The 15,913-nt window shown below is 61.4% G+C and carries 13 protein-coding genes; all 13 read right to left on the reverse strand.

Going from position 1 to position 15,913, the window contains the following annotated elements:
- Nucleotides 1-4 precede the first annotated feature (4 nt).
- Nucleotides 5-1,006 carry an HlyD family secretion protein gene (locus NNA36_RS09940; protein WP_255106870.1) on the reverse strand — a complete coding sequence of 334 codons (1,002 nt, stop codon included), beginning with the start codon at nt 1,004-1,006 and terminating at the stop codon, nt 5-7.
- Nucleotides 1,007-1,045: 39 nt separating this feature from the next.
- Entirely contained in the window at nt 1,046-2,425 is a 1,380-nt protein-coding gene (locus NNA36_RS09945; protein ID WP_255106871.1) for a bifunctional enoyl-CoA hydratase/phosphate acetyltransferase, read from the reverse strand.
- Nucleotides 2,426-2,432: 7 nt separating this feature from the next.
- Entirely contained in the window at nt 2,433-3,206 is a 774-nt protein-coding gene (gene fabI, locus NNA36_RS09950; RefSeq protein WP_255106872.1) for an enoyl-ACP reductase FabI, read from the reverse strand.
- A 4-nt stretch (nt 3,207-3,210) separates the two neighbouring features.
- A complete protein-coding gene (locus tag NNA36_RS09955) occupies nt 3,211-4,977 on the reverse strand; it encodes an alpha/beta hydrolase (RefSeq protein ID WP_255106873.1) in 1,767 nt (588 codons plus the stop codon).
- 284 nt (nt 4,978-5,261) lie between these two features.
- Nucleotides 5,262-5,651, reverse strand: a complete 390-nt coding sequence (locus tag NNA36_RS09960; protein ID WP_255106874.1) for a RidA family protein — start codon at nt 5,649-5,651, stop codon at nt 5,262-5,264.
- Nucleotides 5,652-5,738: 87 nt separating this feature from the next.
- Nucleotides 5,739-7,829: a molybdopterin oxidoreductase family protein gene (locus NNA36_RS09965; protein WP_255106875.1), complete on the reverse strand. Its 2,091-nt coding sequence runs from the start codon at nt 7,827-7,829 to the stop codon at nt 5,739-5,741.
- A gap of 11 nt (nt 7,830-7,840) precedes the next feature.
- Entirely contained in the window at nt 7,841-8,947 is a 1,107-nt protein-coding gene (locus tag NNA36_RS09970) for an acyl-CoA dehydrogenase family protein (RefSeq protein WP_255106876.1), read from the reverse strand.
- A 5-nt stretch (nt 8,948-8,952) separates the two neighbouring features.
- Entirely contained in the window at nt 8,953-10,131 is a 1,179-nt protein-coding gene (locus tag NNA36_RS09975) for an acyl-CoA dehydrogenase family protein (protein WP_255106877.1), read from the reverse strand.
- 58 nt (nt 10,132-10,189) lie between these two features.
- The gene (locus NNA36_RS09980; RefSeq protein ID WP_255106878.1) at nt 10,190-11,350 is read right to left on the reverse strand and encodes an ABC transporter substrate-binding protein; all 1,161 of its coding nucleotides are present in this window, start codon (nt 11,348-11,350) and stop codon (nt 10,190-10,192) included.
- 42 nt (nt 11,351-11,392) lie between these two features.
- The gene (locus tag NNA36_RS09985; RefSeq protein WP_255106879.1) at nt 11,393-13,279 is read right to left on the reverse strand and encodes a long-chain fatty acid--CoA ligase; all 1,887 of its coding nucleotides are present in this window, start codon (nt 13,277-13,279) and stop codon (nt 11,393-11,395) included.
- 2 nt (nt 13,280-13,281) lie between these two features.
- Nucleotides 13,282-14,055: an ABC transporter ATP-binding protein gene (locus tag NNA36_RS09990; protein ID WP_255106880.1), complete on the reverse strand. Its 774-nt coding sequence runs from the start codon at nt 14,053-14,055 to the stop codon at nt 13,282-13,284.
- Nucleotides 14,052-14,816, reverse strand: coding sequence for an ABC transporter ATP-binding protein (locus tag NNA36_RS09995; protein ID WP_255106881.1), 765 nt, complete (start codon nt 14,814-14,816; stop codon nt 14,052-14,054). The genes NNA36_RS09990 and NNA36_RS09995 overlap by 4 nt, the downstream gene beginning before the upstream one ends.
- Complete coding sequence (locus NNA36_RS10000; RefSeq protein WP_255106882.1) at nt 14,813-15,910, reverse strand: branched-chain amino acid ABC transporter permease; 1,098 nt, start codon at nt 15,908-15,910, stop codon at nt 14,813-14,815. The genes NNA36_RS09995 and NNA36_RS10000 overlap by 4 nt, the downstream gene beginning before the upstream one ends.
- Nucleotides 15,911-15,913 lie beyond the last annotated feature (3 nt).

A 15,913-nucleotide genomic window follows, 5' to 3' on the forward strand; every position in this document is an offset into this window, starting at 1 on the left:
CTCCTTACTGGTCAAGAATTGGGGTCGGCAGGCTGGTCTCAAGGAAGTCGGGCCAGGGCGAAGACGGTTGATCCGAGGCCAGACGCACATAGGCCACGCCACGAATGCCGGTTTTCACGAGGTCCATGCGCTGCTGGACCAGTTCCTCGGGGATGCGCACCTTAACGCGGAACATCAGCTTGTCGCGTTCGTCCGCGGTTTCGACCTGCCGCGGCGTGAACTGCGAAACGGGCGACACAAAGCTGACGGTGGCGGGCACTACGACAGGGGCCACATCAAGGCGGATACGCGCCTCGGAACCGATGGCGATGCGATGCACCTGCGAAGATGGCAGGAAGAACTCGAGATACACGTCGGACAGGTCGACCATCGTCAACAGGCGTCCGCCGGCCCCGATCACTTCGCCCGGCTCGGCCAGACGATAGAGGATGCGGCCCTTTGCGGGCGTGGCAAGCGCCGTATCCTCAAGATTGGTTGTGATCTCATCCACCACCGACTGCGCCGCATCAACGCTGCGGCGGGCCGCTTCCACCTGTGCCTGCGCCGCACGGTGATTGGCATCCGCGACGCGCTGGTCCGACATGCGCTGATCCAGCAGTTCCTGCGAAGCAACATCGCGTTCGTGCAATTGGCGGGTGCGTTCCAACTCTTGTTCGGAGAGGTGCAACAGGGCTTCGGCCTGCACCTGCGCGGCCTCGGTGGCGGCGACATTGGCGATGCTGGCGGCCACTTCGGCCTTGGCGCGTGCCAGCTGCGCCTCAAGCGCACGGCGGTCAATGGTGGCGACAACCTGGCCCGGTTCGACCATGTCGCCCTCTTTCACGCGGATTTCGTCAACCCGGCCCGCGATCTTCGAGGAAATGTCGATCTGCACCGCTTCGATCCGACCATTGCCATAGGCGATGTCCTCGGGCAGCACCTCGCCATTCTGGTTCTGGTAGACATAGTACCCAATGGCCGCAGCAATGACGGCCCCTACCAAGACAAACCCCCGATTGATCTTCATCGGCCCCTCACAATGCTTTCTTCGAATACCTCAGGGCCATCAGGCCCCGCGTCTTGTTATATATAGGGACGCAAGCGCCGCAGAGGCCACCCTCGCGCGCATACCGTCGTTGCGTCCAGCGGTCAGCACCGGCACCTTTGCCCCCATCAGAAGCCCTGTCATCTCGGCCCCGGCGAGGTGGGTCAGCTGTTTCGCAATCATCTTACCCGCTTCGAAATCGGGCGCGACAAGAATATCGGCCTGTCCTGCCACATCCGATCCGCGGCCGGGCATGGTTTTGGCAGCCACCATCGAAATGGCCGTATCAAAGGCCAACGGGCCATCAAGAACCGCGCCGGTGATCTGGCCACGATGCGCCATCTTGCACAGGGCGGCGGCATCAAGTGTCGAGGGCAGGGCGGGCGTGACCTCTTCCACCGCCGACAGGATCGCAACCCGGGGCTGATCAATCAGCAGGGTGTGTGCCAGATCGATGGCATTGCGGATGATGCCCGCCTTGGCGTCAAGATCGGGCGCGACATTGACGAGGCCGTCCGTCACCAGTAGCGGCTTCTGGTAGCCGGGCACGTCCAGCGCCACCACGTGGCTCAGGATGCGGCCCGTCTTGAGGCGCGCGCGAACAGGTTTGACCAGCTTGTCGATGCGGATCGTCCCCTGATCGATCGCGTCCACCTCGCCCGCTTCGGCAAGCGCCAGCGCGGCCTCCTGCGCGGCGCTGATGCTGTCTGTGTGCAGGATTTCCGCACCATCCAGCGAGAGGCCAGCGTCATCCGCGACCCGGCGGATCATCGGTTCGGGACCGATCAGCAGAGGATCGGAAATGCCAAGGCGACGCGCCTCGAGCGGACCTTCGAGGGTGGCCTGCGTCGCGGGGGCGATCACCGCGATGCGCGGCGAATGGAACTCGCGCCCGCGGGCCAGAAGGCGGTCATAGATCGCGCCGTGGTGATGCAGGTGCACATCGGGCAGATGCGCGCGTTCGCGGCGGATCTTGTGGTCAGGCGCAATCACCTCGGCCTCGCCAAGGATCACGGGTTTGCCGGCATCATTGAGACAGGCGCAATCCAGAACGAGGCGGGATTTGTCAGCGTGTTTCTCGCGCACGGTGACGCGGGTGGTGATGGTGTCCCCAAGGCCAACAGGCCGTCGGAAGCTGAGGGACTGGTTGAGATAGATGGTGCCGGGGCCGGGAAGTTTCGTCCCTAACACGGCAGAAATCAGGGCGCCGCCCCACATGCCGTGGGCGATGACCTTGTGAAAGATCTCGTCCTTGGCAAACTCGGGATCAAGGTGGGCGGGGTTCACGTCTCCCGACATCACCGCGAACAATTCGATGTCCTCGGCAGTCAGCGTGCGTGCCATTTCCGCGACATCGCCCACGGCGATCTCGTCGAAGGTCCGGTTCTCGATATACTGCATGGCCGCCTCAGCTCATCACGTGATAGCCGCCGTCGACGTACATGACGTTGCCCGTCATGGCAGAAGACTGGTCGGACAACAGGCACAGCGCGGCCTCGCCCACTTCGCGGATGGTCACAAGGCGGCGCAGCGGGGCGCGGGTTTCGGCCTCTCTGGCCAGTTCATCAAAGTGATCAATGCCCGAGGCAGCACGGGTCATCAGCGGGCCGGGCGAGATGGCGTTGACGCGGATGCCCTCGGGGCCGAGTTCGGCCGCCATGTAGCGGGTCAGGCTTTCGAGGGCAGACTTGACCGGACCCATCACGTTGTAATGGTCGACCACCTTCTCGGCACCATAGTAGCTGACAGTCAGGAGGCTGCCGCCGTCCCGCATCAGCGGCTCGGCGCGTTTGGCCATGCGGGCAAAGGAATGCACCGAGATGTCCATCGCCTGCATGAATCCCTCGCGCGAGGAATCCATCACACGGCCGTGCAGATCGTCCTTGGGGCAAAAGGCAATCGAATGCAGGAGGAAATCAAGCCCGCCCCATTCCGTTGCGATGCGGTCAAAGACCGCGTCCATCTGAGCATCATCCGTCACGTCCAGCGGCAACAGCAGGTCTGCCCCTGCCGCCTCTGCAACGGGTTCCACAAAGCGCCTGGCCTTGTCGGACAGGTAGGTGAGTGCCAGCGTTGCACCGGCTTCGGCCAGCACTTCTGCACAGCCTGCGGCGATGGAGTGATCGTTGGCCACACCAACAATGAGGCCACGGCGGCCTTCAAGACTACGTCCGGGGATCATCGGCTTACTCCATCATCACATAGGTGCCGGGCGCGTCGCAGAGCGGCTTGCCCATCTTTGGCGGCGCAACCGGTGCGCCCGATTGCTTATCCAGCCAAGCCGTCCATTCCGGCCACCACGACCCTTCGTGGCGTTCTGCCACCTCCTGCCAGTGTTCAGGCGAGAGGTAGCGATCCTTGTCGTTGGATGTGTGCACCATATAGTGACGGCGCGGGTGGCCGGGCTCGGATACGACGCCCGCGTTGTGGCCGCCGTTGGTCAGGACGAAGGTCACGTCGGAGCGGGTCAGCGACTCGATCTTGAAGGCCGATTTCCACGGCGCGACGTGGTCGGTCTCGGTGCCCACGGCAAAGATCGGCAGGGTGATATCACCGGGGAAGACCGGCTCCTTGCCAACCATGAACTTGCCATCCGCAAAGTCGTTGTTGAGGAACAGTTTGCGCAGGTATTCCGAATGCATCCGCGCCGGCATCCGGGTGGTATCTGCGTTCCACGACATCAGGTCGTTGTAGCGCGGTTTCTCGCCCATCAGATATTCGTGCTGGATACGCGACCAGACAAGGTCGGCCGAGCGCAGGATCTGGAAGGCACCGGACATCTGCGAGGCGTCGAGGTAGCCCTGTTTCCACATCATGTCTTCGAGGAAGGCGACCTGGCTTTCGTTGATGAACAACATCAGTTCACCGGCCTCGGTAAAGTCGATCTGGGCGGCAAACAGCGTCATGGAGGCAAGACGTTCATCGCCGTCCCGCGCCATTGTTGCGGCGGTCACGCTCAGCAACGTACCCCCGAGACAATACCCGGCAGTGTGAATCTTCGGCGCGCCAGTAATCTTCTGTACCTGATCAATCGCCGCCATTGTGCCCATCTGGCGATAGTCATCGAACCCCAGTTCCGAATCTTCGGCCCCCGGATTGCGCCACGAGATCATAAAGACAGTATAGCCCTGCTCGGTCAGGTATTTGACCATGGAGTTCTGCTGGCTGAGATCAAGGATGTAGTATTTCATGATCCACGCCGGCACGATCAGCACCGGCTCGGGGCGCACCTTGTCGGATGCCGGTTCATACTGGATCAGCTCGATCAGGTGGTTGCGGTACACCACCTTGCCCGGTGTCACGGCGAGGTTCTCGCCAACCTTGTATTCGGAGGTATCCCCAAAACGTTCATGCGCCATGATGTGACGCAGATCGTCCATGTAGTTTTCCATACCCTGAACGATGTTCATGCCGTTGGTTTCCACCGTCTTTTCGATGATCTCGGGATTGGTCATCGGAAAGTTTGCAGGCGACAGCGCATCCAGCGCCTGTCGGGCGGCAAAGCTGATGGCTTTCTCATTGGCTTCGCTGACACCCTGCACATGGGTGGTGGCCTCTTCCCACCATTCCTGGGCCATCAGGAAAGCTTCCTTGTAGGCGGCGAAGGGTTTGGCCTCCCAGTCGGGGTGGCGGAAGCGGCGATCCTTGCGGTGGGCATGGGAACAGGGGCCTTCGCCGCCCGACATCATGCACTGGGTCAGGTACTTGGAATACTCTCCCCACTTGGTGGCCGCGCTCATCATCAACTCGCCCTGCTTGCCCGGCGAGGCCGCGAGGTGCAGCGCCCAGTCCATGTAGACAAGGCCAAGGGCCGAGGGAGAGAGCCCGCCCGTCAGTGGGCTGAAGGCGGCGTGGATGGCGGTATCAACCGTATCGGCCACTTCGGCCGCCACATCATGTGCGGCGCGGGCCTTTGGGTCATCGTGTGTGTAAAGCGTGGGTTTTCTGGTCATGGTTCGAGTCCTGACAGCAATCCTGGAAATGCGGCTCCTCCTGATTTGCACGGCTGCACAAATCCCACATGACGGGCATAGGAAGCTTGTCGGGAAAGGCCCTTGATCTGGCTCAACTGTCCGCAAGTACGCAGTAGAAAGAGGGGGGCACCTGAATCGACGGACCAGATTTTTTCACACTGGTTTCAATGCATTAAATGGAAAAAGGGCAAGTACCCAAAGGAAACCTGTGAGTTTCATGAATTTTTTGCGTCAATCGCGAATGCGGGCTGCCTGCCAATAATTCAGGCGTTTTCAGCAGCCAGAACCTCGATTTCAACCACGAACTCGGGGCAGGTGAAGCCGGAGACGATGACAAGAGTCGAGGCAGGCAGGACAGGCAGGCCCTCAAGGTAGCGATCCCGCGCAGCCATGTAGCCCGCCATGTGTTCGCGCCCGGTGACGAAGGCGTTCAGGCGAATGATATTGGCGCGGTCCAACCCGGCTTCGGCCAGGATTGCATCGATGTTGGCAAGGCAAATGTCTGCCTGCGCCTCGGCCCCTTCGGGAATGCTGCCGTCTGCGGCAAGGCCAAGCTGGCCGCTGGTGGCCACAAGGCGCTTGGCCGTGACGTCGATGCCGTGGCTATAGGCGGCGAAGGGCGGGGCGATGGTATCGGGCTTCAGGGCTTTCATGCGGGCAATGCTGCCCAAGCGTGGCGCGGTAGACAAGAGCAAATCGGGCAGGGGAGATGCGCCACCCCTGCCCGCCTGTGCCGGTCGTCATACGGGAGTAATCGCGACCGGAACCCCGTTGAAGGCGGCATTGCCGCTGACAGGATCAATCCGCGTGTCATCGGTCAGGTCGTTGATCGAGACCGAGCCGACCGACGCCGCCGTTGCCACCCGCCCCTTGGCCTGACCCCAGCCCTGCGGGATCGAGACCACGCCGGGGGCCATCTCGTCGGTGACTTCCGCGGGCATGGTGACGCTGCCGGCGCGGCTGGCCACCCTGACCTGCGCCGCGTCCGAAATGCCAAGCCTCTCGGCATCCTCGGGGTGCAGCTGCACGGTGACCCGGTTGCGCCCCTTCACGAGGCGCGGGCTGTTCTGGGTCCAGCTGTTGTGGCTGCGCACAAGGCGGCGGCCGATCATGAACATCGGATAGTCATCGTCGCGCCCGTCGGGAAAGGCCAGCAGACGGGGCAGATCATCGACAAAGACCTGCGGGGCAAGGTGCAGCTTGCTATCCGGCGTTTCAAGGCGGTCGGTCAGGTTGGGCACCAGCGGGCCAAGATCGATGGAGCCCCCCGCCGCGCGCATGGCCTCGACCGTTACTGTCTCGCCGTGGTAGCCGCGCGGCAAAAGCGCCTCGAGCATCTGCGTCGGGCTGGGTGCTGGGCTGTTGGTGCCCGCGATCTTCGCCGCCAGACGGGCAAGAACTTCCCACTCCTGCGGGTTGCCGTTGGGCGGGTCAAACACGGGGTCGGCAAGAGCCGCCGTGTTGCGCACGGCAAAGCTGTGGAACACCATGTCATAGACCACCTCTTCCAGGGCCACGGTTCCGGGCAGGATCAGGTCGGCATGGCGGGTGGTGTCGTTGACGTGGATGTCGAAGCACACCATGAAGTCGAGCTTTTCCATCGCCGCCTCGATCCGCCGTCCGTTCGGGGCGGTCAGAACCGGATTCCCCGCAATGGTGACCAAGGCTTTGATCTGGCCGTCGCCCGGGGTTTCCATTTCCTCGGCCATCACGGAGACCGGAAACTCGCCGTTATAAAGCGGCTGACCGGAGACCCGCGAGCGCCGTTCGGGATAGCTGCGGTCTTTACCCTTGCGCGGGGTCATGCCGACATAGTTCAGGGCGGGCGTGGTGAACATCGCCCCGCCTTCGCTGTCAAAGTTGCCGGTGATGATGTTGAGCACATTGTTGGCCCACTGGCAGAGACCACCAAAGCTCTGGGTCGAGGCGCCCATACGGGCATAGCAGACGGCGCGCGGGGCGCTGGCAAAGCCAAGAGCAAGGTCCTTGATGGTCTCGGCCGGAATGCCTGTCATCGTGGCCGCCAGATCGGTCGTGAAGGGCTCGACCGCATCGCGCAGGGCGGCAAGCCCGATTGCGGCTTGTGACAGGTGGCCAAGATCGACCAGATCACGCACCATGATTTCGCGGATCATCGCCAGCAGCAGGAAGGCATCGGTTTCCGGGCGGATGAAATGGTGCTCGCTGGCCTTTTCGGCGGTTTCGGTGCGGCGTGGATCAATCACCACCACCCGGCCACCCCGCGCCTTCATTTCGTCCATGCGACGACCAAAGCCAGGCGCGGTCATCATCGACCCGTTCGACACCACCGGATTGCCGCCAAGGATCAGCATGAAATCGGTGCGGTCCACATCCGGCACCGGGATCAGCATCGGATGGCCCAGCATGTGGATCGAGGCCACGTGATGCGGGATCTGGTCAGCGGTGGCCGAGGAATAGCGGTTCTTCGTGCCCAGCGCCCGCACCAGACCGGGGATGTTCATCAGGTTGCCGAACTTGTGGGCGTTGGGGTTGCCGAGATAGACACCGACACCATCCTTGCCGTGGGCCTCCTGCACCGCCAGCAGACGTTCGGCGGCATAGTCCAGCGCCTCGTCCCAGCCGATTTCGACAAAGCTGCCATCCACCTTCTTGAGCGGCTTTGTCACTCGGTCGGGATCGGTCCGGAAATCCTGAAGCGCGACGGCCTTGGGGCAGATATGACCACGCGACAGAGGATCGTTCGGATCGGGTTTGATCGACAGCACCTCCTTGTCATCGTGAGTGATGACGAGGCCGCACATGGCCTCGCAGATGTTACAGGTCCGATGGTGTGTATGTGTCTCTGACATGGCTGAACTCCTCAGATTCCGCGATCCCGCAAAAGCCATTCCGCATGGCATCCCGCATCGCCCAGATGCTCTATCGCGGCGCGGGCCTTCTTCATGAACAGCCCGATATCGAGCGCATCCGTCATGCCCATGCCGCCGTGCATCTGGACCGCCTCGCGCACCGCGAGTGAGGCGGTCTTGCTGGCCTTGGCCTTGGCAGCGCGGCTCAAACGTTCGGCGTCCTCGCGCCCTTCGTCGATTGCGGCCAGCGCGGCGGCGGTGATCGCCTCGGTGGTCTGGATCTGGGTATAGAGGTCCGCCGCGCGATGCTGCAGCGCCTGAAATTGCGAGAGGGTCACGCCGAACTGTTTGCGTTCCTTCAGATAGGCGACGGTGCGCTCAGCTGCTTCCTTGGACACCCCGACCAATTCCGCCGAGGCCACGGCGCGGCCAACACGCAGGGCAGCGGCGAAACCGGCTTCGGCCTCTGGCCCCACGGCAATCTGCGCGGCCCCGTCCAGTTGAACGTTGTCAAAAGTCAGGTCAGCGGCATTGCGATTATCGACGGTGCGGTAGGCGCGGGTCGTGACACCCTCCAGTGCGGGGTCGACAAGGAACAGGCCAAGGCCCGCGTCGGTTTGTGCAGGAACGATCACGCGGGTGGCGTCGATGGCGTCGTTCACGAACCGCTTGCTGCCGTTCAGGACAAAACCGTTGCCCGAAGGGGCCGCCGTGGTCTCGATCCTGTCTGGGGCGTGTTTGGTGGTTTCGTCGGTTGCCAATGTCACCACAGCGGTTCCGCTGGCGATCTCGGCGGCCAGCGTGGTCTCGCCGACATGGCGCAAGAGGCTTGCCGACATCACGCCCGACGACAGGAACGGCGCGTTGGTCAATCGCCGTCCCATCTCTTCGGCGATCAGGCCCGCGGCCTGCGCCCCCATATCGGTTCCGCCGACGTCTTCGCCCAGAAGCATCCCGTACCAGCCCATCGCCGCGGTTTCGGCAAGGAGGGTGCGGTCATAGCCAAGGGCGCTACGATCATCGCGCAGGGCGCGCGCCGTTTCGACAGGGGCGTTTTCCGACAGGAACCCGGCCGCCATCTCGCGCACCATCGTGTTTTCTTCACTCAGTATCTGCATTGTCGTCACCCCAGTTCCAGAATGGCCTTGGAGAGGATCGACAGCATCACCTCGGATGTGCCGCCCTCGATCGAGTTGCCCTTGGAGCGCAGCCAGAGCGAGGCTTTCTCGTCGCCTGCCGCGTTCTCGAAATCCCACTCAAGCGCGGCAAGCCCGCCTGCGGCCATGATCAATTCCTGACGGCGCTTGTTGAGTTCGGTGCCCGTGTACTTGAGCGTCGCCGACTGCGCGCCCAACTGGTTGCCCGCGCGCATCCATGTCTTGGCCCGCGCCAGTTCGGCGTCAAAGGCGATCTCGTCGGCCAGGAAATCACCGATCTGGCCCCGCAGAACAGGATCGGCAAGGCGGCCATCCGCATCGACCCCGATGGCCTCGCGCGAAACATCGACGATGTCTTCGGAGCCGAACAGCGCACTGTCGGTGGCCCCGATCATCTCGCGCTCGTGGGTGAGAAGATACTTGGCAATGGTCCAGCCCTTGCCGCGTTCGCCAACGATCTGATCAGCTGGCACCTTCACGCCGTCAAAGAAGGTTTCACAGAAGGGCGACGCGCCGGAAATCAGCTGGATCGGCTTGGTCGAAACCCCGTCGCTGGTCATGTCGAACAGGAGGAAGGAAATGCCCTTGTGCTTGGGCGCCTCTGGTTCGGTGCGCACGAGACAGAAGATCCAGTCGGCCTTGTCCGCATAGGAGGTCCAGATTTTCTGGCCGGTGACTTCGAAGTGCGCTCCGCACTCGACGCCCTTGGTCTGCAACCCTGCCAAATCCGAGCCAGCGCCGGGTTCGGAATACCCCTGACACCAGCGCACCTCGCCGCGGGCGATCTGTGGCAGGAAGTGGCGTTTCTGCTCTTCCGTGCCGAATTCAAGAAGCGCGGGGCCAAGCATCCAGATGCCAAAGCTCTGCAAGGGCGGACGGGCCGAGATGCGGGCCATCTCTTCCTTGAGAATGCGGTCTTCGTCGCCGCTCAGGCCCGCACCACCATAGGCTTCGGGCCAAGTCGGCACCGTCCAGCCACGCGCGGCCATGCGGTCGAGCCACAGTTTCTGGGCCTCGGACTGGAACACCCAGTTGCGCCCGCCCCAGCACACGTCCGCCTCGGACATGGGTTGGCGCATCTCCTGCGGACAATTCTCCTCCAGCCACGCACGCGTAGCGGCGCGGAACTCCTGCAAATCCATCATCTTTTCACCTGAGATTTGAAACCGGCGGGCACCAGCGCGGGCGCCCGCCAGATAAGATTTACTCTTCGTGGACTTTCATCCAGTTGCCGTCTTTCACAACCGACACATAGACCGAGTTCGCGCCCTGGTGATCATCCGGGCCATAGTCGATGTGGTTCGCAACCAGCTCGTCCATGTAGTCGAGGCTTTCCATGCCAGCGATAAAGCTGTCGTGGGTCAGGTCGGGGCCAGCGGCCTCAAGCGCCTTGACCAGTTGCATGGCTGCCGAGTAGCCCAGCATCGAGAAGCCGACAGGGTTTTCACCAGTGACTTCCTTGTATTCCGCGATGAAGGCTGCGGGTGCCGGGTCAGATGCACGGGCCCAGAGGTCCTGCCAGCTGGCCGCTGCATAGAAGCCTTCGGTCACGCCACCGGGAACCTTGGCTACCACGGTCAGGAAGCTGGCCGACGTGCCGAGGAACTTCATGTCCGTCAGGCCCATCTTCTTGGCGGTGCCAGCGATGGTGATGGCCTGGCGTACCGGAACACCAACCGAAACGATTTCACAGCCGGCTTCTTTCAGCTTGGACAGCGAACCGACAAAGTCACTTTCATCCGGCTTGTGGGTGGTTTCAGCGACAAAGGCGATCCCGACTTCTTCGGCACCCATTTTCGTGCCTTCAAGGATTTCCTTGCCGAAGTCGTTGGGCAGGTACATCGAGCAGACGTTCTTGCCACCGAATTCTGCCGCCAGATATTTCACGCCAACACGGGCCTGATCAACGTAGCTCGAGAACGAGGTGAACTTGTTGCGCATCGGCTCTTGCAGCATCTGGCGTGCGGCGGTCAGCGGGGCCACGTTCGGAATGCCCTTGGGATCCAGTAACTTGAAGCCCGCCATGTTCATCGGCGTGCCCAGCGACTGCATCATCGCGAAAACCTTGTCGCGGTTCAGCAGCTTGTTGTAGCCCTGCATCGCGCGCGGCATCTGATAGCCGTGGTCCTCGGTCACGAACTTGATCATGCGGCCATGCACACCACCGGCGGCGTTGACCTTGTCAAAGTACATGTTCGCACCCTTCGTGGCGGGAACACCCACAGCGGCAAAGGGGCCTGACAGGTCATTGACCGATCCGATGATGACCTCGGTGTCGGTGACACCCTGCGTCTGGGCCGAGCCCATCGACGCAGCAGCAGTCAGACCCGCGGCCAACGTCAGTTTCTTTACCAATTTTTTCATTGCTTTCCTCCCGTTGGTAAATTCGTCTTCGTTTGCGTTTCCCTAGTACATATCCTCAATCAGATGCGCGTGGCGCTTCTCGACATACGAGCGTTTCAGCTTCATCGTGGCCGTCAGCTCTTCGTCTTCCGCCGTCAGAAGAACATCGATCAGGCGGAAATCCTTGATCTGTTCGACGCGGGCGAATTCCTTGTTCACCGCCTTCACTTCTTCCCCGATCAGATCTTTGACCTCCTTTGCCGCGCAAAGTGAGGCGAAATTCGAGAAGGGCACTTTCTGGTCCTGTGCGAATTTCTCGACGTTTTCCTGATCGATCATCACCAGCGCGGTCAGGTATTTCCGGCGATCCCCGATGATCACCGCATCTGAGATATAGTGCGAAAACTTCAGGCGGCTTTCAATTTCCGCAGGCGTAATGTTCTTACCCCCGGCAGTGATGATGATATCCTTGAGACGGCCGGTGATGGTGACAAAACCTTCGTCGTCCAGACGACCGACATCGCCGGTGCGCAACCAACCGTCATCGGTAAAGGTTTCTGCGGTCTTCTCGTTGTTGCGCCAGTAGCCCTGGAAGTTGTTGGCGCCCTTGGTCTGGATTTCGCCATCCTCGGCAATGCGGATCTCGTAGCCCGGAACCGCCTTGCCAATCGTGCCGATGCGGTTGTCCTGACGGGTGTTGATCGTCGCCAGCCCGGCGGTCTCGGTCATGCCGTAGCCTTCGACCAGCGGCACGCCGATCGACCAGTACCACTTGAGAAGTTCCGGCGAGATCGGGGCCGCACCGGTGCCGCCGCGACGCATCTTGTCGAGACCCAGCATACGGCGCAGGTTGCGCAGCACGAGCCGATCCCAGACCCAGTAACGCGCCGAAACGGACGCCGGAACCGGCTTGCCTTCAACAAGGAAGTCCGCCCGCGCCTTTCCGGCCGCAACCGCACGCGCATAGGCCCAGCGGCCCAAGGGTGTCGCCTCCTGGGCAAGGATCAGAACCTGCGAATAGATCTTCTCCCAGACACGCGGCACGGCGGTAAAGGTATTCGGGGACACCTCTTGCAGGTTGTTGAACACCGTTTCCGGGCTCTCCGCAAAGTTCACGACGCTCTTGCCCGCCAGGGGGAAGTAGATCGACACGTCCCTCTCGAGGATGTGGCAGAGCGGCAGGAAGCACAGCTGGTTGTCCGTCTCGAGACAGTTCAGGCGACGGGCCCCTGCCTCCATTGCGGCCATGATGTTCTCGTGGCACAGCATCGCGCCCTTGGGCATCCCGGTGGTGCCCGAGGTATAGATCAGAAGCGCGGTGTCCTGCGGTTGGGCCTTGGCGATTTCCTGTTCAAAGGCGCCCGGCTCTTCCGCTTCTGCCTTGCGGCCGATCTCGTAAAGATCGTCGATCATCAGACAGCGGGGATGGTCGAGATCGTGCAGGCCTTCATCTTCGAGGATGATGACCTTCAAAAGCCCCGGCACCTCGTTTTCGACCTGAAGGTACTTGTCGAGCTGTTCCTCGTTCTCGACGATCAGGAAACGGCTGTCGCTGTCGTTCACGAGGTACTGCAACTGCGCTTCCGAGTCGGTGGTATAGATGCCCGACGCAATCCCGCCGACGCATTGGATGCCCATGTCGAAATAGGCCCATTCCTTGCGATCTTCGGACAGGATCGAGACCACCTCTCCCCGCTTGAGACCAAGTTTGCGCAGGGCAAGACCAATCCACTTGGCGTGGGTCCAGTAGTCATCCCAGGAATAGTCCTTCCAGATCCCAAGATCCTTTTCCCGGTGCGCCGTGCGACTGCCCATGGCCTTGCAACGCGTCTCGAACAGCGAGACGATGGTGGTGCAGCCATCGACATGGATCGGGCGCTGCCCGGCCTCGGCGTTATAGCGCACCCCATTGATGACGGTGGTTTCCGGCATATTTGCTGAATCGAGCATGATTACCTCCACGTCTTCTTGCGCTTCCAGCGGCGTTCCTCACGCGCGCCTTCTTCCTGAACACCCAGATAGAAGTTCTGGATGTCCTCGGACTTCATCAGGTCGTCGGCGGTGCCGTCCATCACGATCCGCCCGACTTCCATGACATAGCCATCATGCGCCAGTTCCAGCGCCGCGCTGGCATTCTGTTCCACCAGCATCATGGTCATCTGCTGTTCTTCGTTCAGACGACGCAGGATGCCGAAGATTTCCTGAACAAGCAGCGGTGACAGGCCCAGAGACGGCTCATCCAACAGCATCACCTTGGGGCGCGCCATCAGGCCACGGCCAATCGCCAGCATCTGCTGCTGGCCGCCCGACAGGGTGCCCGCTTCCTGGTTGCGACGCTCCTTGAGGATCGGGAAATACGAAAAGACCATCTCGCGGTCCTGCTCGATGCCCGCCTTGTCATTGCGGGTATAGGCCCCGAGCGACAGGTTCTCATCCACCGTCAAAAGCGGGAACACCTCGCGCCCTTCCGGCACGTGGACGATGCCGCGATCCACGATCTTGTGCGGCTCCTGTCCCTGGATTTCCTCGCCTTCAAAGGTGATCTTGCCCTTCTCGGGATCCATCACGCCAGAAACGGTTTTCATCAGGGTGGTCTTGCCCGCACCATTGGCCCCGAGGATCGACACCACGCGGCCCGGATGCACGTCGAGCGAGACACCGCGAATGGCCATGATCGGGCCATAGAAGCTTTCGACGTTGCGGATTTTCAGAATTGGTTCGCTCATGCCGCATGCCCCAGATACGCTTCGACCACTGCGGGATCGGATTGCACTTCTGCCGGTGTTCCCAGCGCCAGCTTGGCCCCGTCGGCCATGGCCAGAACACGGTCGGACACGCCGGACACAAGGCCCATGTCATGTTCGACCATGAGAACCGTGATCCCCATCTGCCGCCGGATGTCATCAATCCACCAGCGCATGTCGGTGGTCTCTTCGACCGACAGGCCCGAGGCCGGTTCATCCAGCAACAAGAGCTTGGGGTCGGTGGCAAGCGCCCGCGCCACCTCGACCACCTTGCGCACCCCGTAGGGAAGCCCCGCGATGCGTTTTTCGCGGTAGGCCTGAAGATCGAGGAAGTCGATGATCTCTTCGACGAAGTGTCGGTTCTGAAGCTCCTGTTTCTTGACCGAAGGCGTAAAGAACAGCTCGCTCAGGAAGTTCGACTTGCGGTGGCGATGACGCCCCACCAGAAGGTTTTCCAACACCGTGGCCTGTTCGAACAGCTCGATGTTCTGGAAGGTCCGGGCAATGCCATAAGAGGCAACGCCGCTGGCCTTTTCTTTCAACAGGTCGTGGCCGTCAAAGCTGATGCGACCATTCAGTGGCGTATAGAACCGCGAGATCAGGTTGAAGACGGTGGATTTGCCAGCCCCGTTCGGACCGACGATGGCAAAGACCTCGCCCTGCTCGACCGAGAAAGACAGATCGTCCACCGCGGTCAGGCCGCCAAACTTGAGCGTCACGTTTTCGAGGTTCAGCAGGCTCATCTCAGACGCTCCGTTTTCAGATAGGATTTCTGACGTTTGAACATGTCCTTGCGATAGAAGGGGAACAGTTCGAACCACGTCCTGATCTTGAGCCAGCGACCGTAGATGCCCATCGGCTCGAACAGGATAAACAGGATCAGGATAAAGCCGAACACCCCGAATTCGAGGCCCGGAATGGCAACGTTGGCCCCACCGAAGACGGCGCCGACGTATTCCTTGGAGATCGACAGGAACTGCGGCAGGAAGCCGATCACGATGGCCCCGAAGAACGCCCCGTGGATCGATCCAAGACCGCCGATCACGATCATCATCAGAAGTTCAATCGAAATGATGACGCTGAAGGTTTCGTTGTTGAATGCCCCGGCAAACAGCCCCATCAGCGCCCCCGCCAGACCGGTCACGGCACAGGAAATGCCGAAAGAAATGGTCTTGGTGCGGGCCACGTCGACGCCCATCGCCTGGGCAGACACTTCGCTGTCACGCACGGCGATAAAGCTGCGCCCCAATGGTGCGCGCAGCAGGTTGATATAGCCCAGCGTCACGAGAACGGTGACGGCGAGGGTCAGGTAATAGAACTCGCGCGGGGTGCCCCAGCGATCGATCATGATGCCAAAGACATTGACCGGCGGCGCGTATTTGCCACCGACGCCCCCCGTCCATGTATCCGTCAGAACGATGATGTCATCGACAAGGATCGACATCGCCAGCGTGGCAATCGCAAGGTAGATGCCATGCAGCCGGAGCGCGGGAACGGCGATCACCATGCCGACAAGCCCGGTGATGATGCCTGCCAGCGGGAACGCCAGAAGGAAAGGCAGGCCCTGCTCAATCAGGATGATATTGGTATAGCACCCCATCGCCAGAAAGGCGGCGTGACCAAGACTTGCCTGACCGGTGTGCCCCGTCAGGAGCATCAGGCCAAGACCGGCAATCGCCCAGATCAGCACGTTGTTCAACTCGCCAAGATAGAAGTCGTCCACGATAAAGGGCGCGGCCACGACGACGGCAAGCAGGATGAGGTAAAGCGAGAGCTGGTAACCGTCCTTCCACGGGCGGATATCCTGCGAGTAGTTGGTTTTGAAAACGATCCGCATGGG

The sequence above is a fragment of the Shimia sp. CNT1-13L.2 genome (assembly GCF_024331145.1).
GTDB lineage: Bacteria > Pseudomonadota > Alphaproteobacteria > Rhodobacterales > Rhodobacteraceae > Shimia.

Excerpts from the sequence above, each read along its gene's own strand:
- fabI (WP_255106872.1), bottom strand. The coding sequence starts at position 3,206 with ATGATCCCCGGACGTAGTCTTGAAGGCCGCCGTGGCCTCATTGTTGGT.
- NNA36_RS09985 (WP_255106879.1), bottom strand. The coding sequence starts at position 13,279 with ATGCTCGATTCAGCAAATATGCCGGAAACCACCGTCATCAATGGGGTG.
- NNA36_RS09975 (WP_255106877.1), bottom strand. The coding sequence starts at position 10,131 with ATGATGGATTTGCAGGAGTTCCGCGCCGCTACGCGTGCGTGGCTGGAG.
- NNA36_RS09970 (WP_255106876.1), bottom strand. The coding sequence starts at position 8,947 with ATGCAGATACTGAGTGAAGAAAACACGATGGTGCGCGAGATGGCGGCC.
- NNA36_RS09990 (WP_255106880.1), bottom strand. The coding sequence starts at position 14,055 with ATGAGCGAACCAATTCTGAAAATCCGCAACGTCGAAAGCTTCTATGGC.
- NNA36_RS10000 (WP_255106882.1), bottom strand. The coding sequence starts at position 15,910 with ATGCGGATCGTTTTCAAAACCAACTACTCGCAGGATATCCGCCCGTGG.
- NNA36_RS09965 (WP_255106875.1), bottom strand. The coding sequence starts at position 7,829 with ATGTCAGAGACACATACACACCATCGGACCTGTAACATCTGCGAGGCC.
- NNA36_RS09980 (WP_255106878.1), bottom strand. The coding sequence starts at position 11,350 with ATGAAAAAATTGGTAAAGAAACTGACGTTGGCCGCGGGTCTGACTGCT.
- NNA36_RS09940 (WP_255106870.1), bottom strand. The coding sequence starts at position 1,006 with ATGAAGATCAATCGGGGGTTTGTCTTGGTAGGGGCCGTCATTGCTGCG.
- NNA36_RS09955 (WP_255106873.1), bottom strand. The coding sequence starts at position 4,977 with ATGACCAGAAAACCCACGCTTTACACACACGATGACCCAAAGGCCCGC.
- NNA36_RS09995 (WP_255106881.1), bottom strand. The coding sequence starts at position 14,816 with ATGAGCCTGCTGAACCTCGAAAACGTGACGCTCAAGTTTGGCGGCCTG.
- NNA36_RS09945 (WP_255106871.1), bottom strand. The coding sequence starts at position 2,425 with ATGCAGTATATCGAGAACCGGACCTTCGACGAGATCGCCGTGGGCGAT.
- NNA36_RS09960 (WP_255106874.1), bottom strand. The coding sequence starts at position 5,651 with ATGAAAGCCCTGAAGCCCGATACCATCGCCCCGCCCTTCGCCGCCTAT.